Annotated in this window: 14 protein-coding genes and 5 pseudogenes; 12 read left to right on the forward strand and 7 right to left on the reverse strand. The window is 69.4% G+C overall.

Annotated features, from left to right (window positions below; translation table 11 throughout):
* Positions 1-42: 42 nt before the first annotated feature.
* Together ACWC24_RS34680 and ACWC24_RS34685 are read right to left on the reverse strand one after the other, a co-directional pair.
* Positions 43-258 (reverse strand): hypothetical protein, encoded by a 216-nt coding sequence (locus ACWC24_RS34680; RefSeq protein WP_450666875.1) that lies wholly within the window; start codon positions 256-258, stop codon positions 43-45.
* Between the two features lie 167 nt (positions 259-425).
* On the reverse strand, positions 426-1,331 hold the full coding sequence (locus ACWC24_RS34685; protein WP_450666876.1) for a replication-relaxation family protein: 906 nt from the start codon (positions 1,329-1,331) through the stop codon (positions 426-428).
* A gap of 304 nt (positions 1,332-1,635) precedes the next feature.
* Here ACWC24_RS34685 and ACWC24_RS34690 point away from each other — a divergent pair, with 304 nt between their 5' ends.
* Positions 1,636-2,028, forward strand: coding sequence for an effector-associated constant component EACC1 (locus ACWC24_RS34690; RefSeq protein ID WP_450666877.1), 393 nt, complete (start codon positions 1,636-1,638; stop codon positions 2,026-2,028).
* Positions 2,025-3,170 (forward strand): caspase family protein, encoded by a 1,146-nt coding sequence (locus tag ACWC24_RS34695; protein ID WP_450666878.1) that lies wholly within the window; start codon positions 2,025-2,027, stop codon positions 3,168-3,170. Before ACWC24_RS34690 ends, ACWC24_RS34695 begins: the two co-directional genes overlap by 4 nt.
* Positions 3,171-3,214: 44 nt before the next feature.
* Here the strand turns inward: ACWC24_RS34695 and ACWC24_RS34700 are convergent, their stop codons facing one another.
* From ACWC24_RS34700 to ACWC24_RS34710, 3 genes and pseudogenes are all read right to left on the reverse strand, one after another.
* A complete protein-coding gene (locus ACWC24_RS34700; protein ID WP_450666879.1) occupies positions 3,215-3,421 on the reverse strand; it encodes a hypothetical protein in 207 nt (68 codons plus the stop codon).
* A gap of 335 nt (positions 3,422-3,756) precedes the next feature.
* Positions 3,757-4,185 (reverse strand): annotated as a pseudogene (locus ACWC24_RS34705) (replication-relaxation family protein); the annotation flags it as partial.
* A gap of 199 nt (positions 4,186-4,384) precedes the next feature.
* Positions 4,385-5,314: pseudogene (locus ACWC24_RS34710) on the reverse strand (IS3 family transposase); the annotation flags it as partial.
* Between the two features lie 116 nt (positions 5,315-5,430).
* Between ACWC24_RS34710 and ACWC24_RS34715 the strand changes: the two are divergent.
* The 6 genes and pseudogenes from ACWC24_RS34715 to pflA all read left to right on the forward strand — a co-directional run bounded on the left by ACWC24_RS34715 (position 5,431) and on the right by pflA (position 12,132).
* Positions 5,431-6,555 carry an IS30 family transposase gene (locus ACWC24_RS34715; protein WP_450666880.1) on the forward strand — a complete coding sequence of 375 codons (1,125 nt, stop codon included), beginning with the start codon at positions 5,431-5,433 and terminating at the stop codon, positions 6,553-6,555.
* A gap of 7 nt (positions 6,556-6,562) precedes the next feature.
* A pseudogene (locus ACWC24_RS34720) lies at positions 6,563-7,045 on the forward strand (arginine deiminase family protein); the annotation flags it as partial.
* Positions 7,046-7,063: 18 nt separating this feature from the next.
* The gene (gene argF, locus ACWC24_RS34725; RefSeq protein WP_450666881.1) at positions 7,064-8,065 is read left to right on the forward strand and encodes an ornithine carbamoyltransferase; all 1,002 of its coding nucleotides are present in this window, start codon (positions 7,064-7,066) and stop codon (positions 8,063-8,065) included.
* 4 nt (positions 8,066-8,069) lie between these two features.
* Complete coding sequence (locus ACWC24_RS34730) at positions 8,070-8,993, forward strand: carbamate kinase (RefSeq protein WP_450666882.1); 924 nt, start codon at positions 8,070-8,072, stop codon at positions 8,991-8,993.
* Between the two features lie 146 nt (positions 8,994-9,139).
* Positions 9,140-11,398 (forward strand): formate C-acetyltransferase, encoded by a 2,259-nt coding sequence (gene pflB / locus ACWC24_RS34735; protein WP_450666883.1) that lies wholly within the window; start codon positions 9,140-9,142, stop codon positions 11,396-11,398.
* Positions 11,389-12,132, forward strand: coding sequence for a pyruvate formate-lyase-activating protein (gene pflA / locus ACWC24_RS34740; protein ID WP_450666921.1), 744 nt, complete (start codon positions 11,389-11,391; stop codon positions 12,130-12,132). Before pflB ends, pflA begins: the two co-directional genes overlap by 10 nt.
* Here pflA and ACWC24_RS34745 read toward each other — a convergent pair.
* Positions 12,126-13,592: pseudogene (locus ACWC24_RS34745) on the reverse strand (SulP family inorganic anion transporter). The gene pflA and the pseudogene ACWC24_RS34745 sit on opposite strands and share 7 nt — an antisense overlap.
* Positions 13,593-13,811: 219 nt before the next feature.
* Between ACWC24_RS34745 and ACWC24_RS34750 the strand changes: the two are divergent.
* From ACWC24_RS34750 to ACWC24_RS34765, 4 genes are all read left to right on the forward strand, one after another.
* Positions 13,812-14,441, forward strand: coding sequence for a hypothetical protein (locus tag ACWC24_RS34750; RefSeq protein ID WP_450666922.1), 630 nt, complete (start codon positions 13,812-13,814; stop codon positions 14,439-14,441).
* A gap of 152 nt (positions 14,442-14,593) precedes the next feature.
* A complete protein-coding gene (locus ACWC24_RS34755) occupies positions 14,594-15,499 on the forward strand; it encodes a universal stress protein (RefSeq protein ID WP_450666884.1) in 906 nt (301 codons plus the stop codon).
* A 40-nt stretch (positions 15,500-15,539) separates the two neighbouring features.
* Positions 15,540-16,562: a zinc-dependent alcohol dehydrogenase gene (locus ACWC24_RS34760; RefSeq protein ID WP_450666885.1), complete on the forward strand. Its 1,023-nt coding sequence runs from the start codon at positions 15,540-15,542 to the stop codon at positions 16,560-16,562.
* A 5-nt stretch (positions 16,563-16,567) separates the two neighbouring features.
* Positions 16,568-17,440: a universal stress protein gene (locus ACWC24_RS34765; protein ID WP_450666886.1), complete on the forward strand. Its 873-nt coding sequence runs from the start codon at positions 16,568-16,570 to the stop codon at positions 17,438-17,440.
* Positions 17,441-17,460: 20 nt separating this feature from the next.
* On the opposite strand, the pseudogene ACWC24_RS34770 reads toward ACWC24_RS34765, so the two are convergent.
* A pseudogene (locus ACWC24_RS34770) lies at positions 17,461-18,069 on the reverse strand (polyphosphate kinase 2); the annotation flags it as partial.
* Positions 18,070-18,118 lie beyond the last annotated feature (49 nt).

The following is an 18,118-nucleotide window of genomic DNA, read 5'->3' on the forward strand; positions in this document are numbered from 1 at the left end:
GGACAGTCTCGGCCACTGCACCGGTCTGCACACCGGCGCTGGTCAGTTGACGACTTGCACTTCGCGTAGAGGGACCTGGACCTGGTCGTGCGCGATAGATGCGCAATCGGTGCGCAGTCCCTCGCGCAGCTCTGTGACCTGGGTGGTCGGGCTCACGGTCGGGGTCCGGGCGGCGGCGGACGACACCCTTGGTCGGGCTGCTGCGCAGACGTGCTGCGGAGAGTGCACGCCGGCGACGGTGCGGACGGTGTCGCGCATGCAGGCCCCTCACTCCTTTGGTGCGCAGTCGGGTGCGCACGAAGGGGCGGTGGCTGCGCATTCGGTACGCGATTCGGCTACGCAGCGTCTGGCCTGCATGGTCCGACTCGTGGTCGGGGCGTGCGCAATCGTGGTCGGGACGCTGCGCTGGTCTGTGCGGCCCACGGTCACAGATGCGCGGAGTGCATCCAGCCGACTGTGCGGTCGGGGTCGCGCAGGGGCCGCCATACGGGTGCTGAGGGCCCGTCGCGCAGCAGGTCGGCCAGCGGGGCTGCCATGGCCGGAACCTGTCGCAGGAACGCCGCGACAGAGGGTTCCCCGGTGGCTGTGTGCAGGGCGGTGATGCGGGTCTCGATGCTGGTGGAGCCGGTGGTGTCCAGGACGAACAACAGCCGGGGGAAGAAGGGGTAGGTGCGCCGCCACGCCTCATGCCGTTCCTGGTGGAAGTCCGGTCGCCGGCTGGCCGGCTGGGGCGTGTCGGTGTGCAGGCGGGCGTAGGTGGCGAGTTTGGTGGCGAGGCGCTCCGGGCCCGTGGCGGCTCGGTCGATCTCCACGAACGCCTGCAGCATCGCGCCCGCGTCCCCGTCGCCGTCGGCGGGGCCGCGCTGGTAGTACATCAACGCGTCGGGGATGACGGTCTCTTCGCCCCCGACGGGGCGGTGGGCCTCCGGTATCCAGTCCAGCGGCTGGCATACGTCCCTGCGGCGGCGGGCGTCCTTCAGGAACGCGAGCCCGGTCTCGGTCACCGTCAGCGCGTGTCCGACCCGTAGCCGCGCGGCGGTCCGGTCGAGCACGGGCCTCGGCGGCCGCCCGCGCAGCTCCGGCCATTCGGAGGCGATCTGCGCCCCGTACTGGGTGGGAAACCATACCCTCAGTCGCCCGGCCTGCGGCAGAGTGATCCGCTCGAGCAGACCCTCGTCGCGCAGCTTGGCCAGTCGGCGCCTGGTCTGCTCGATCCGCACCTGTGGTGCGATCGCCAGATGCATCTGCTCGGTCGTGGCCATCCGGTACTGGACCAGCACGGCCAACGCCAGCCGGTCCCCGACTCCCGCGTTCACGTTCGTCATCGTCATGGTCGACTGGTCACGCCCCTTTGTCCGTACGAGAGCGGCACCGTTCTGTCCGGCGCCGCGCGTACGAACCACGGCAGCAGCCGGCCCCGACCAGAGGACCGACCACGAAGAAGCGACCACGGTCACGATGCGACAACGCCGCCCCCGACCAGGCTGGAATCCTCATCGACATCCCTCGTCGCTGCCTTGTCGGTCGCCTGCGCGGGGGTGGCAGGTTGGGAAGGGGTGATGGGTTCCTAAGCAGGGCAGGATGGCCGGGTGCGGGCATCGGGTGGGGGTATGGACGCTGTCGAAGGGGGATGCGGTGCGCGTTGATGTGTATATCGACGAGAAGCGCTCTGAGGGTGAACTGCGCTTGTTGTACGACTGGTTGGGGCAGGAGCCGGCGGTGCGCAGGGCGGCTGCGCTCACGCTGCGGGAGAGGTCGGCGCAGCCCGGATCGATGGGTGGCGTCCTCGATGTTCTGCAGCTGGTGACTGGCAACGGCTGGAGCGCCGCTTCGTTCGTGCTGTCCGTTGCCGCGTGGCGTCAGACCCGCCCGCGTGCGCCGCAGATCACGATCCGGCGAGGGGACACCGAGATCAGCATCAGCGACGGGACGGAGACCGAACTGCGCCATGTCCTTGCCGTGTTGGAGGGCCGGAGCGGCGCGGGGGAGTCGGACGGGCCGGAAGCGGGGCAGGGGCCGCGGCCGTGAGAGCGCTGCCCGACCCGGCCGCATCGCGGGCCGTTCTGATCGGGGTCAGCCGTTACACGGTGCTGGAGTCGCTGCCCGCCGTAGCGAACAACCTGCCTGCCCTTGCCCGGGCGTTGACCGGCCCCATCTCGTGGAACCTGCCTGCCGGACACTGCACCGTGGTCGCCGAGCCGGACACGCCCCGCGACATGTTGGACCCGGTCAAAGAGGCGGCTGAGGCCACCAGCGACACGCTGCTGGTGTACTTCGCAGGCCACGGCCTCCTCGACGGCCGCGGCGAACTCTTCTTCGGCCTGCCCCGCTCCGTCCAAGGTCGCAGCTACACCGGCGTCACCTACCAAGCGCTGCGCGAGATCATCACGGACTGCGCTGCTCGACGCTTCGTCGTCATCCTCGACTGCTGCATGAGTGGGCGGGCCCTGGGGATGATGGGCGGCGAAGACCTGCTGGCCGACCAGGCGGAGATCGACGGCAGCTACCTGTTGGCCGCCGCTCCTGAGAACGGACGGGCCCTCGCACCGCCGGGAGAGACCCATACCGCCTTCACCGGCGAACTGCTCAGCACCCTGCAGCACGGCATCCCTGGCCGGTCGCGCGAACTGGACCTCAACACTGTCTACCACCACCTTCGCAGCGAACTTGCCGCGAAGGGGCGGCCCACGCCGCAAAAGCGCGACCGCAACACTGTCGGCCGGCTCGTCCTGGCCGCCAATCAGGCCTACCGTCCAGCTACCGCCCCCGCTCGCCCGGCCGAGACGAACTGGCCCGACCCGGGCGACTGCCACACTCCGCTCGCCTTTCTTGAGGCACTTGCCGAGACGAGAGCGCACACCGGTCTGACCATCCAAGCCATCAGCCGGCGCGCCGACCCGCCGCTGGCACCCAAGACGGTCAGCCGGTTGCTCAACGCAACGACGTTGCCCGCGACCTGGAAGACCACCGGCCGCTACCTCGCCGCCTGCGGACTCACCCCCGACCAGCTCGACGTGTGGCATAGCGCCTGGCAACGCCTGCGCGTCCAGGAGCAGGAACCGGCACTGCCTGAGCCGCCCGCGTCGGCTGCCGAGCCGCCACGAAGGCTCTCTTTCTGGGACCGTCTGGCAGGACGCGAAGATGGCCCCAGACGGTACCGCGGAACATAGACGACAAGGCATCCCGCCTCGGTGCGGAGCAGGACGCCAAAAGGTCAGTGCCCGGAGGGCGACGAGACTGGCGAGACGGGCGCCGGCTGGTCGTTGCTGGAGTCGGGGGAGAAGAACCCCATCCAGGCCCCTACGACCAGCAGTCCCACGACCACGACTCCCGTTCCGGACTTCTTCGCCCGTGTCCCCTTGCCGTCCGACCGGTTCACCCAGTGACCCGCCCGGTAGTACTGGCCAGAACGACCCGCCACGTAACACCCCCGAGGTCCTTTTCCAACGGCAGGCCGTCCGCCGCAGTCACAGAGTGTGGCAGCACCCTTGGGGAAGAGGTGGAAGATGAACCCCAATTGGCTGATATGAGACATGACATAGAGTGACTATATGGATACGAGCCCGACACTCGCGAGGCGACAGACCGCTGTGGGGCTCATGGGGCATTTAAGGAGGCGGCCTTCGGGGGTGTGGAGCGGGCGGGCCACGGAGAGTTTGACGGCTTATCGGCATGCATGCCGCATGGACCGGGGCCCGTGTCGTGTGGGTACTGCCGGCCCGTCCGTCTGGTGCGTGAGTGTCGTTTTGGCCTGTGTCACAGTTCGGTCCATGGTTTCGGACTGCCGCCGGTCAGAGGCGTCCAGACGTCGCCGGTGGGTCCTTGGTGTTCGAGGTCGTCGAGGGTTGCCGCGCCGAGCGGTACCTGTCGTGCGAGTGTGGCCACGTGGGGGTGCTGGGCGGCCATGGCTTGCAGGTCGCTGATCCGGTTGTGCAGGACGTACCGGGTGGCTCCGGTGAGCACGGACAGGATGCGGGGGAAGACGGGGTGCCAGCGCAGCCAGGCGGCGCCGGGAGCGACCGGCTGCCGTGTGCGCTGCCGTCCCACCTGTTGCGGTTCGTAGGACCACAGTCGTGCATATTCGATCAGTTTCGCTGCGAGGCGTTCGCTGCTCATGGTCGTCCGGTCGACCTCGACGAACGCCCTGAGTTTCGTCCGTCGGTCCTCGCCGGTGAGTGTGTAGTTGGGCTTGATCCGCTTTGATGTACATCCGAGATCAGGTGTTCTGCCCCGGGAGGATGTCCATCATGGAGAGCATGGGGAAGAAGAAGCCTCGCCCTCGCCGATCGTTCACGCCGGAGTTCAAGGCCGAGATCGTCGAGTTGTGCCGGCACGGTGACCGTTCGGTCGGTCAGATTGAATCGTTCCGGGTTTGATCGAGACTCTAGGTTGTGACTGTGACCTGGGGTTTCGTGGTTGATCGGTAGTAATTGGTCTCGTATTCGGTGGGCGGGATGTGCCCGATCTCACCGTGCAGTCGGCGGTGGCAGTACCAGTCGATCCACTCAGCGGTGGCCAACTCGACCTCGGAGAGTGTCTTCCAGGGCCGACGGGGCTTGATCAACTCGGTCTTGAACAGGCCGATCGTGGACTCCATCAGGGCATTGTCATAGGCGTCGCCGACCGATCCGATCGACGCGGCGATGCCTGCCCGGTCGAGGTGCTCGGCGAGCGCGAACGATGTGTACTGCGACCCGGCATCGGAATGATGTATCAACTCGCCTTTCTGGTAGGGGTGTTGGTCTCGGTCGCGTTGCCGCAAGGCCATCTCGAGGGCGTCCAGGACGAGCCGTGTCTCCTTCGAGGTGGCTGCTGACCAGCCGACGATGCGGCGGGAGAAGGTGTCCACGACGAAGGCGACGTAGACGACGCCGGCGAACGTGGCGACGTGAGTGAAGTCGGCGACCCAGCAGCGGTTCGGGGCGGGGGCGACGAAGTCGCGGTCCACGAGGTCCGGGGCCCGCTCCGCGCTCGCGTCGGTGATGGTAGTGATCACCTTCTTGCCGCGGACCGCTCCGCTGATGCCGAGTTCACGCATGAGGCGCTCGACGGTGCAGCGAGCCACCGCGACATCCTGGCGGTTCAGGTGCCGCCAGATCTTCCGGGCGCCGTAGACACGGTAGTTGGCCTCGTACGCCTCTGCGATGAGGGTTTTCAGTTCGGCATCGCGGACGGTGCGGGCAGCGGGTGCGGCCTGGCGTTTGTGGTGGGCGTAGTAGGTGGACGGGGCGATCTTGCAGTCGTGGTCGGTAAGGACCCGGCAGATCGGCTCGACGCCGCCGAAGCGGTCCTTGTGCTCGTCGATGAACGCTACGAGCGTGTGTGTGGCCGGTCGAGCTCGGCCGCGAAGAAAGACGCCTTAGATTCAACCGGTCAGAGCAACAGTGCTGGTTGAGGACGATTTACGTGGCGAGAATGGGTCGGCCGGGGATGTCGGACGAGATGAAGGCCGACTTGTGGCGGCGGTGGAGGGCCGGGGAGTCGATCAGCGTCATCTCAAGGCAGATCGGCAAGCCGCCCGGCTCGGTGTTCACCGTCCTCAAGCATTACGGAGGGATCGCTCCCGAACCCCGCAAAGCGCGCGCCGGAAGCTTGACCATGGGCGAGCGGGAGGAGATCTCGCGCGGGCTTTGTGCCGGAGAGTCCTACCGGGCCATCGCCGGCCTCCTGGGGCGTGCGGTGTCGACGATCAGCCGTGAAGTCAGCAACAACGGCGGACGCGATGTTTACCGGGCGATCGCCGCGCAGGAACGGGCACTTGACCGCGCCCGGCGCCCGAAGCAGTGCCTGCTCGCCCGCAGGCCCGCGTTGAGGCAGACGGTGCTGACCCTGCTGAAGGAGGAGTGGTCGCCGGAACAGATCGTCGGCCACCTGCGTCTGTACCACGGTGGCGACCCGGCGATGGAGATCAGCCACGAGACGATCTACCGATCGGTCTACACCACCCGCTGGAAGGTGGTCCCCCGCGAGCTGTGCAAGCGCCTGCGAACCGGCCGCCCGATCCGGAAGAACAAGCGCCACACGGTGAAGAGACAGTGGCGCTCACAGATCATCGATGCCCGACCGATCGAGGAGCGGCCCCAGGCGGCGGGAGACCGCAGCGAGTTCGGGCATCTGGAAGGCGATCTGGTGATCGGCTCGAACAACAGCCAGGTCGCCACGCTGGTCGACCGGAAGTCACGGTTCCTCACGGTCGTGAAACTCGCCAGCCGCCACACCACCGTGGTCGTTCCCGCTCTGACCCAGACCTACGAACGCATGGATCCTCGACTGCGCAGCACGCTGACCTGGGATCGCGGCATGGAACTGGCAGCTCACAAGCGGTTCACCGATGACACCGGTGTCGACGTGTTCTTCGCAGCCCCGCGCAGCCCCTGGCAACGTGGCACCAACGAGAACACCAACAAGCTGCTCCGGCAGTACCTGCCCAAAGGCACGAACCTGTCGACGTTCAGCCAGGACGACCTTGACGCCATCGCGGCGAAGCTCAACAACCGTCCGCGCAAGTGTCTGGGATTCCGCACACCAGCCGAGAGTGTTGCCTTGACCGGTTGAATCTAAGGCCCGGCTGTTCGCCGAGGGCACGGCACGGCGGCTGATCGCCGTCCACCTCCCTGCTGCCCGGGCCTACATGCACCTCGACACCGTGCTGACGATGATCGACCGCGACACCTTCGTCATCTACCCGGGCCTGGCCGACTCCCTGCGCTCCTGGACACTCACGCCCAGCGGCACCCGCGAGTGCGGCTTCGACGTCGCCACTAACTCCGACCTCGCTACTGCCCTGGCCGAGTCCCTCGACCTCGACAAGGTCCGGATGCTCTCCGCCCCGCAGGACATCCGCAACGCCGAGCGCGAACAGTGGGACGACGGCAGCAACTTCCTCGCCCTCGCCCCCGGCGTGATCGTCGGCTACGAGCGCAACGTCGCCACCAACACCTACCTGCGCAAGCAGGGCATCGAGATCGTCACCATCGCCGGCGCCGAACTCGGCCGCGGCCGCGGCGGCCCGCGCTGCCCCATCGAACGCGACCCGGCCGCCTGAACCCCCAGGGGAACCACCATGACCATCGACCTGCGCGGCCGCTCCTACCTGAGTGAACTCGACTTCAGCGCAGCCGAGATCCACCACCTCCTCGACCTCGCCGCCACCCTGAAGGCCGCCAAGCGAGCCGACACCGAGCAGCCCCGGCTGACCGGCCGGAACCTCGCGCTGATCTTCGAGAAGACCTCCACCCGCACCCGCTGTGCCTTCGAGGTCGCAGCCGCCGACCAGGGTGCCGCCACCACCTACCTGGGCCCCGGCGACACCCACATCGGCGTCAAGGAGTCCATCGCCGACACCGCCCGCGTGCTGGGCCGCATGTTCGACGCCATCGAGTACCGCGGCTCCGCCCAGTCCCTCGTCGCCGCCCTCGCCACCCATTCCGGCGTTCCCGTATACAACGGGCTCACCGACACAGCGCACCCCACTCAGAGCCTGTGCGACGTGCTCACCATGCACGAGCACAGTCTCAAGCCCGTGCCCGACATCGCCTACTGCTACCTCGGCGACGCGCGCAACAACATGGGCAACTCGCTGCTGTCCATGGGTGCGCTCCTCGGCATGGACGTGCGCATCGCCGCCCCTGCCCCGCTGTGGCCCGACCCCGCGCTGGTCACCAAGTGCCGGGAGGTGGCCGAGCGTAGCGGTGCCCGAATCCTCCTCACCGAGGACGCCGAGACCGCCGTACGCGGCGCCGACTTCCTGCACACCGACGTCTGGGTGTCCATGGGCGAGCCCGCCGACACCTGGCGGGAGCGGATCGAACTGCTGCTGCCGTACCAGGTCAACGGCAAGACGCTCGTCGCCACCGGCAACCCGGACGTGAAGTTCATGCACTGCCTGCCGGCCCTGCACGACCGCCGCACCCGTCTCGGAGACGACCTCTTCGACCGCTATGGCCTGAACGGACTCGAAGTCGCCGACGACGTCTTCTCCTCGCCCGCGTCGATCGTCTTCGACCAGGCCGAGAACCGGCTGCACACCATCAAGGCCGTACTCGTCGCCACCCTGGAGGACTGAAGCCATGCGCATCGTCGTCGCTCTCGGCGGCAACGCCCTGCTCCATCGCGGCGAACGCCCCGACGCCGCCGTCCAGCAAGCAAACATCGACCGGGTCGCCACCGCGCTGGCCGCTCTGGCCCATGAGCACGAGATCGTCCTCACGCATGGCAACGGCCCGCAGATCGGCCTGCCCGCCGTGGAGAGTTCGAGCGACCCGGCCCTCAGCGCCCCCTACCCTCTTCATCTGCTTGGCGCGCAGACCCAGGGCATGATCGGCTCCCTGCTGGCCTGCACGCTGCACGACGCCCTGCCCGGCCGCCACATCGCCACCCTCGTCACCCACACCCTGGTACGGGCCGACGACCCGGCGTTCGGCTGGCCCACCAAGTTCGTCGGCCAGGTCCACCCGCGGGAGGCGGCCGGCGCCCTCGCCCGCAAGCGCGGCTGGCACATCGCGCAGGACACCACCGGCTGGCGCCGCGTCGTCCCCTCCCCGGTGCCGGAGCGCATCCTGGAGACCGACACCGTCCACGAGCTGCTGAACAGCGGCACCCTCGTGATCTACGCGGGAGGCGGAGGCGTCCCCGTCACGGCGGACAACGACACCGGCGCGCTGACCGGCGTCGAGGCCGTCGTCGACAAGGACCTCACGGCAGCTCTGCTCGCCGAAGATCTGAAGGCCGACTTCCTGCTCATCCTCACCGACGTCCCGTGCGTGTACGAGGACTATGGGACCCCCGCTCAGCAGCCCGTCCTCGACGCCACCCCCGCCGAACTGCGCCGCAAGGCCTTTCCCGAGGGCTCCATGGGGCCGAAGGCCGAAGCCGCCGCCCGGTTCGTCGAGCGGACCGGAGGGCTCGCAGCCATCGGGGCGCTGGACGCGGCGTACGAGATCGTGCACGGCCGCTCGGGCACCCTGATCCGCCCTGAACTCGCGGCCGGCTGACGGGCGGGAGTGGGCAGCGCCGGGGCCGGACGGCCCCAGCGCCGGGGCCGGACGGCCCGCCCGTGGGCGCTGTCCGGCACCTCCCCGTGACGATCACGAACGACAAGCATCGAAGTGCAGGACACGAACCGAGGAGAGGAACGGCGATGACCGCAACCGTGACAGTCGGCGACCAGGTCACCGCGGCCTGGCGAGGCTTCGCCGGAACCCGCTGGCGCGAGCTGATCGACGTGCGCGACTTCATCCAGGCCAACTACACCCCGTACGACGGTGACGCGTCCTTCCTGGCCGACGCCACGGACCGCACCCGCACCGTCTGGGACAAGGTCAGCTCGCTGTACCCCGAGGAGCGGTCGCGCGGGATCCTCGACGTGGACACCGTGACGCCGTCGACGATCACCTCGCACGCCCCCGGCTTCATCGACCGTGACCGGGAACTGATCGTCGGCCTCCAGACCGACGCCCCGCTCAAGCGCGCGATCATGCCGAACGGCGGTCTGCGCATGGTGGAGAACAGCCTGAAGGCGTACGGCTACGAGGCCGACCCGTTTGTGACGAAGGTCTTCGGGACCTACCGCAAGACCCACAACGACGGTGTCTTCGACGCGTACACGCCCGAGATGCGGACCGCTCGCAAGGTCGGCATCATCACGGGGCTGCCCGACGCCTACGGTCGCGGCCGGATCATCGGCGACTACCGTCGCGTCGCCCTGTACGGCACCGACCGGCTGATCGCGGCCAAGCGTGCCGAGCGGGCCCGGCTGGACGCCGAGCCGTCCACCGAGCACGTCATCCGCGACCGTGAGGAACTCGCCGAGCAGATCAAGGCCCTGGGGGAGCTGACCCGCATGGCGGCGACCTACGGCTTCGACGTCTCACGCCCCGCGGCCACCGCGCACGAGGCGGTGCAGTGGCTCTACCTCGGCTACCTCGCCGCGGTGAAGGAGCAGAACGGCGCCGCGATGTCGTTGGGACGCACCTCGACCTTCCTCGACGTCTACCTCCAGCGGGACCTGGACGAAGGGATCATCGACGAGTCCCGCGCCCAGGAGCTGATCGACGACTTCGTGATCAAGCTGCGGATCGTCCGGTTCCTACGGACGCCCGAGTACGACGCCCTGTTCTCCGGCGACCCCACGTGGGTCACCGAGTCGATCGGCGGCATCGGTAATGACGGCCGCCCCCTGGTCACCCGCACCTCCTTCCGCTTCCTGCAGACCCTCTACAACCTCGGCCCCGCCCCCGAACCCAACCTGACCGTGCTGTGGTCGCCCCGGCTGCCCGCCGGCTTCAAGGAGTTCTGCGCCCAGGTGTCCATCGACACCAGCGCCGTCCAGTACGAGTCCGACGAACTGCTGCGGCCCCGCAACGGCGACGACACCGCGATCGCCTGCTGCGTCTCCGCCATGGCGGTGGGCAAGGAGATGCAGTTCTTCGGCGCCCGCGTCAATCTGGCCAAGGCGCTGCTGTACGCCGTCAACGGCGGCCGGGACGAGATGACCGGCGACCAGGTCACCCCCGCGATGCCCCCGCTGACGGGCGAGTACCTGGACTACGAGGAACTGTCGGCGGCCTACGACCGCGTCCTGGACTGGCTCGCGGAGACGTACGTCAACACGCTCAACGTCATCCACTACATGCACGACAAGTACGCCTACGAGCGCATCGAGATGGCGCTGCACGACCACCCCGTCCACCGCTTCATGGCCTGCGGCATAGCGGGACTGTCCGTCGCGGCGGACAGCCTGTCCGCGGTGAAGCACGCCAGGGTGAAGGTCTTCAGGGACGCGACCGGGCTGGCCGTCGACTTCCTCGCCGAGGGCGAGTTCCCGGCGTACGGCAACAACGACGACCGTGCCGACAGCATCGCCGTCGGACTGGTGGAGTCCTTCATGGCCAAGGTCCGCCGGCACCCCGCCTACCGGGACGCCGAACACACGCAGTCGGTGCTGACCATCACCTCGAACGTCGTCTACGGCAAGCACACCGGCAACACCCCCGACGGGCGCCGGGCCGGACAGCCCTTCGCCCCGGGCGCCAACCCGATGAACGGCCGTGACCGCCACGGTGTGGCCGCCTCCGCGCTCTCGGTCGCCAAACTGCCGTACGGGCAGGCCCGCGACGGCATCTCGCTGACCACGACCATCACCCCGGAGGGACTGGGGCACGCCCCCCAGGAGCGCGCGGGGCACCTGGTGGGCATCCTCGACGCCTACATGGCCGCCGGCGGCTTTCACATGAACGTGAATGTCCTCGACCGGGCCACCCTCGAGGACGCGATGGAGCACCCGGAGAAGTACCCGGAGCTGACCATCCGGGTCTCGGGGTATGCCGTGAACTTCGTTCGTCTGACCCGCGAGCAGCAGCTCGACGTGATCAGCCGTACCTTCCACGGATCGCTGTGACGACCGTGGCGACCGGCCGGATCCACTCCTGGGACCTGTCCACCGGCGTGGACGGTCCCGGGACCCGGTTCGTCCTCTTCACCAGCGGCTGCCCCCTGCGCTGCCTGTACTGCGCCAACCCCGACACGTGGCACATGCGCGACGGCCGGGAGACGACGGTGGACGAGGTGATGGCGGAGATCGAGAAGTACCGGGCCTTCGTCACCACGGCTGGGGGAGGGGTGACGATCACCGGGGGAGAGCCGCTGCTCCAGTCGGCCTTCACCGGTGAGGTGTTGCGCCGCTGCAAGGAGGCCGGACTGCACACGGCCCTCGACACCTCCGGCTTCCTCGGCGCGCGTGCCACCGACCAACTCCTCGCCGACACGGACCTGGTCCTGCTGGACATCAAGTCCTTCGACATCGGCACCTACCGGAAACTGACCGGCGGCCGCCTCGCCCCCACCCTCAGCTTCGCGACCCGCCTCGACCGCCTCGGCGTCCCGATGCGGATCCGCTATGTGCTGGTCCCCGGCTGGACCGACGATCCGCGGTCGGTGGATGCCCTGGCCGGCTTCGTCGCGGGGCTCGGCACGGTCGAGCGCGTCGACGTCCTGCCCTTCCACAAGCTCGGCGCCTCCAAGTATGAGGCCCTCGGCATTCCTTTCCCGCTGCGCGACACCCCAGTCCCCGACCCGGCTCTGACCGCGAGCGTCCGCGCACGCTTCCGGGAACACGGAGTGCCCGCCTACTGACCGCCGAGCCACGCGCGGTACGCCGTCACGGCCGTCGGCAGCGTCGGGAAGATCCGTTCCGTGCCCACCGAGTCCACCAGGCCGTACGCCTTTAGGTCGTCCAGCAGGTCCTGCTTCACACGGGCGAGGGCGAACACGACGCCTCGGTAGGTCAGTTCGCGGCGCAGTTCGTCGACCGCGTCGAGGACGGTGATGTCGACCTCGACGTTGGCTTCGGTGTCGAGGACGAATCAGCGGACCGGGTCGCTCTGTTCGTCGACGGTGGCCAGGGCGCGACGCCGGAAGTCCTCCGCGTCGGCGAAGAACAGCGGGGAGTCGTAGCGGTGGACGAGCAGGCCGGGGATGGTCCGGGCCTGTGGGTAGTCGTCGACGTCGTGCATGCGGGCCACATCGGGGACCAGCCCCTCCACGGCGTCGTGCGGACGCGCCACCCGGGTCGGCAGCTCGGCCACCGACAGGCCGACGGCCACGATCACGCCGTAGAGGATGTCCAGAGTGAGCACCCCGGTGAGGCAGCCGAGCGCCAGAAGCAGTTCCCGGCGGCGGAAGGACGTCAGTCGGCGGAAGCCGGCGAGGTCGATCATGCGGACCGCGGCGTAGACGACAAGCGCGCCGAGCACGGCGGACGGCGTGCGCGTCAGCAACGGGCTGAGGAACAGCAGCACCGCCAGGACCACCGCCCCCGCCACCAGGGAGTACGCCTGGCTGCGGGCGCCCGCCGAGGACGCGAGGGCGGTGCGGCTGGCGCTGCTGCTCACCTGCCCGTCGAGGTCGAAGACCACGATGGCGGCAGTGTCCAGGACGACCGTCACCAGCGGACCGGGCACGGCTCGGACGTACCGGGCCATCAGGAGGAAGAACACCAGTGTGACCATGGAGAACACGACGGTGACCAGGTGCGCGTCCGTCAGATGGGTGCCGAAGAACCACAGTTGGGGGAAGAACTCCGAGCCGGTCGGCGGTGCCCCGGTGAGCTTGGGCAGCTGGTCCGCCATCATGATGAGCTCCACGTCCGCGAGATAGCCGATCAGGACGGGACAGCAGGGCCGCGAGGAAGCCCAGCCGTACCGCGCGGGCGACCAGGCAGAGCAGTCCGACGGTGACCGCGAGGGCAGCCGTCGGTGACGCGTAGCGTCCGGAGTCCTCGGCGGCGAGCGGCGCGACCACGGTGGCCGTGATGAGGGCGGTCGTGTGGACTCGGGGCCGACCGACAGCAGCCGCGAGGAACCGAACAGGGCTTACATCGCGAGGGCCGGCAGGATCGCCGCCCAGAGACCGGCGACCGGCGGCAGCCCGGCCACCCTCGCGTAGGCCATGACCTGCGGTACGAGGTACGCGGCCACGGTCACCCCGGCGAGCAGTTCACCCGTGAGCCACACACGCCGGTAGCCGAGGAGGGCGACGAGACCGGGCACCAGTCGGAGCCACTGGGGGACGTGTTCGTCCGAGCCCTGGGACATGTACCGCCTGCCGTCGTCTGACCTCATGATCTACCGCTCGTGAGCGCCACGGCGAGAGCCCGCGTGCCCGGCGTGCCGTACCCGTCCCAACGGCCTCTGAGAGCAGGGCCGTTAGGCCCTGGGTCTGCGGACCTTCGGCATCCGTTGCCAACCGGCGTGGGCGGCCAGAGTGAGTGGTGTCAGGCACCGACCCGACCGCCCTCGAAGGGAACCATGACCATGGCCGTGCACGAGCACCCGCACCGGAGCTCCGGCTTCCACCTGCCGTCGCTGCGCAGGAACCGAACCGCCTCCGCATCCGAGTCGGCGGTGTCGGCAGGCACCGGCACGCACACCGCGCGGGCCTACACCTTCGCGTCCCTGCGCCTGCTCACGGGGTTCGTCTTCCTATGGGCGTTCCTCGACAAGACCTTCGGCTTCGGCTATGCCACCCCCTCCGGCAAGGGCTGGATCGACGGCGGCTCGCCGACGAAGGGCTTCCTCGGCTCCGTCGCCGTCGGACCGATGGAGTCCACCTTCCACTCCTGGGCTGGCGATCCCTGGGCGAACTGGCTGTTCATGCTCGGTCTGCTCGGAATCGGCCTCGCCCTCGTCGCCGGCGTCGCGCTGCGGATCACTGCCGTCGCCGGCACCGCGATGATGGCGCTGATGTGGATCGCCGAGTGGCCGCCCGCCAAGCACCTCTCCGACGGCTCGGCGAGCATGTCGGCCAACCCGTTCGTCGACTACCACCTGATCTACGCCGTCGCCCTGATCGTTCTGGCCGCTGTCGCCGCCGGCGACACCCTGGGCGCGGGCCGGCTCTGGGCCAAGCTGCCCTTCGTCCGCGACCACAGCTGGCTGCGCTGAGTACCGACGGCGCGGTGGGCCCGTCACCCGGCCCGCCGCGCCGAGCCGTGCAGGGGGTCGGCCTGCCCCGATCCGGGACCAGTGGCCCCTGCACGAGGAGCCGCCCGAAGACGACCCTGTAATCGGATCCCTCGCCCCAGGAGGTGGAGATCATGCTCCGTGTCATCACCGTAGGTCTGGACGGCTCGCGTGAGAGCCGGGCCGCCGCAGAATGGGCGGCTCGCGAAGCCGGGCTGCGCGACCTGCCCCTGAAGATCGTCCATGTCTGGGAGCCGGTCCCGGAGCCGATGGCTCAGGCGCCTCTCCTGGGGGCCGAGGCCCAGCAGCACTGGACCGAGCGGATCCCGCGCGAGGCCGCGGCGGGCATCGGCCTGCGCCACCCCGGCGTCGAGGTGATCAGGGAGCAGCTTTCAGGACACCCCGGTGACGTCCTCGCCGAGGCGGCCAAGAGCGCCGAACTCCTCGTTCTGGGCTCGCGAGGCCTCAGCGGCATCGGCGGGTTCATGGTCGGCTCGATCGGCCTGTCCGTCGTCGCGCACGCCGACCGCCCCGTCGTGCTGGTCCGCGCGCTGGAAGTGGCCGCCGACGAGCACGAGCCGGATCCGGCGGGCCTCCCCTCCGCGGCGACCCCGTTCCTGCCCGTGGTCCTCGGACTCGACGTCGAGCACCCGGACGAGACGCTGATCGAGTTCGCCTTCGCGGCGGCGCTGGTCCGCGAAACGTCCCTGCGGGTCGTCCACGGCTGGAACCCGCCGCCCTACTACGCCTACGGCGCGTCCGCCAACCCCGCGCTGCACGAAGGACTGGCTCTCGGCGACGCCGAGGCGCTGGCCAAGGTACTGCGGCCCTGGCGGCAGAAGTACCCCGACGTGGACGTCGTCGAGGAGTCCCGCTACGGCAGCGCGGCCGTCCACGTCGTGGAAGCCTCCCACGAGGCCTCCCTCGTCGTCGTGGGCCGGCGTATCCGCCGCAGCCCGTTCGGGGCCCACATCGGACACGTCACGCATGCCGTCCTGCACCACTCCGTCGCCCCCGTCGCCGTCGTCCCCCACAGCTGACCCACCCCCCGATCCCCGATCACTCCTGAGGAGAAGAACCATGAAGGCAGCGGTCGTACGAGCGTTCGGCGAGCCCCTGGTCATCGAGGAGCGCCCCGACCCGGAGCCCGGCCCCGGCCAGGTCCGCCTCCGGGTGGAGGCGTCCGGGCTGTGCCACACCGACATCCACGCGGCGTACGGCGACTGGCCGGTCAAGCCGAGCCCGCCGTTCGTTCCCGGACATGAGGGCGTGGGCCTGGTGGAGGCGCTCGGCGCGGGCGTCACCCACCTGTCGGTGGGGCAGCGGGTCGCCGTGCCCTGGCTCGGCAAGGCGTGCGGGCGGTGCGAGCACTGTCTGTCCGGCTGGGAGACGCTGTGCGAGCAGCAGATCAACACCGGCTACGGCTGCGACGGCGGGTACGCCGAGAAGATGCTGGCCTGGGCCGACTTCGCCCAGCCCGTGCCCGAGGGGATCACCGCCCTGGAGGCCGCCCCGCTGACCTGCGCGGGCGTGACGACGTACAAGGCGCTCAAGGTCGCTGACGTCAAGCCCGGCCAGCTCGTCGCGATCTCCGGCATCGGCGGGCTCGGCCACCTCGCCGTGCAGTACGCGAAGATCGCCGGAGCCACCGTCGCCGCGATCGACGTCACCGACGAGAAGCTCCAACTGGCCGCCGAACTCGGCGCGGACATCGTCATCGACGCCCGCAAGGAGAACGTCGGCGAGGTGCTCAAGCAGCACGGCGGCGCCCACGCCGCCATCGCGCTCGCGGTGAACGACGCGGCCTTCGAAGCCGTCAACTCCGGCCTGCGGCGCGGCGGCAAGCTCGTCATGGTGGCCCTGCCCGCGCACGGCACGGTCCGGGTCCCCATCTTCGACACCGTCCTGAACGGCACCTCGGTGATCGGCTCGATCGTCGGCACCCGGCAGGACCTGGCCGAGGTTTTCCAACTGCACGCGGCCGGCCGCACCAAGGTCATCTACGAGGCCCGCCCCCTCACCTCCGTCAACGACTCCATCGCCGAGGTGCTGCACGGCGAGGTCAAGGCCCGGATCGTCTTCGACTTCGGCACGGGACGGTGAGCACGATGGTCCTCCCGATCGTCGTCGGCGTCGACGGATCCGAACCCAGCCTGCGGGCCGTCGACTGGGCGGCCGACGAGGCCGCCCTGCGTGGGCTCCCGCTGCGGCTGGTGTACGCCTCCCTCTGGGAGCGGTACGAGGGCGAGTCCCTCGCCGAGGGCCTCGGCAAGCCGTCCGAGCAGGTCATGGCCGAGGACATCGTACGGACCGCCGCGCAGCGGGCCCGCCTGCGCCGGCCAGACGTCGCGGTCTCCACCGACGTACTGCCGGAGGAGCCCGAGTACGCGCTCGTCCACGAGGGACACACTGCCTCCGCGCTGGTGCTCGGCACCCGCGGCCGCAGCGGCTTCGTCGAGATGCTGCTCGGATCTGTCAGCCTGACCGTCGCCGCCCACGCGGACTGCCCGGTGATCGTGCTGCGCGGCAGCCACGACAACCAGATCCGGGCAGGTGCGCGCGGCCGGATCGTGGTAGGCATCGGTGAGAAGGCGGCGGACTCCGCCGCCCTGCGCTTCGCCGTCGAGGAGGCGAAACTGCGCCACGCGACGCTGGACGCCGTACGGGCCTGGCGGTGCCCCGCGCACGAGACCACCGACCACCCTCTGCTCGCCGGTGAACCCGCGCGTCTGCACGAGCAGCATGCCACCGAGGTCCTGGACAAGGCGCTGAAGGACGCACCCGCGGACGTGGACCTGCGCCGGCGTACGGTCGAGGGTCCCGCCCGCAGGGTCCTCATGGACGCCTCGCACGAGGCGGACCTGCTGGTGGTCGGTGCCCGGCGCAATCCCGGGCACCTCGGACTCCAGCTGGGGCGCGTCGCCCACGCGGTGCTGCACCACTCCGCCTGCGCCGTCGCGGTCGTACCCGAGCAGGTGTGAGCGAAGTGGCCGGCTGCTCGGAGGCTCGCCGCGTGGTCGGGGACGGAGGTCTGCAGATCCCGCGGCGGGCGCTGGCAGCCGGTCGACTCGGTGTGCTTCGGCAGTTCGAGGACGGGCGGAGGGACGTCGTGGTACGGCACGGAGTCCAGCAGATGAGCGATCGTGTTCAGCCGCGCCCGGCGTTTGTCGTCGCTCTCGACGACGTACCAGGGCGCCTCGGCGACGTCGGTGCGCACCAGCATCTCGTCCTCGGTCCGGGAGTACGCCTCTCAGCGGGTGAGCGACTCCAGATCCATCGGCGGGAGCTTCCGGTGCCGCAGCGGATGCTCAAGGCGGCGCCGGAAGCGTTCCTGCTGCTCGGCGTCGCTCACCGAGAACCAGTATTTGCGCAAGCTGACGCCGGCCGCGACCAGCATCTGCTCGAAGATCGGGCACTGTCGCAGGAAGAGCCGGTACTCCTCCTGGGTACAGAAGCCCGTCACCTGCTCGACCCCGGCCCGGTTGTTCCGCCCCTCGAAGACGACCACCAGCCGGGTGCCCGGCGCCCGCACCCACTCCTGCAGCTTCACCAATTCGGTCTGCAGGCGGAGCAGTTCCTTCTCGTACGTCTTGCGCGACAGCTGCGTCACCTTCCTGCCGGCCTTGCCGCCTCCACCGCCCGATGACTTCCGGAGTCCC

This window comes from Streptomyces sp. NPDC001443 (assembly GCF_053597355.1).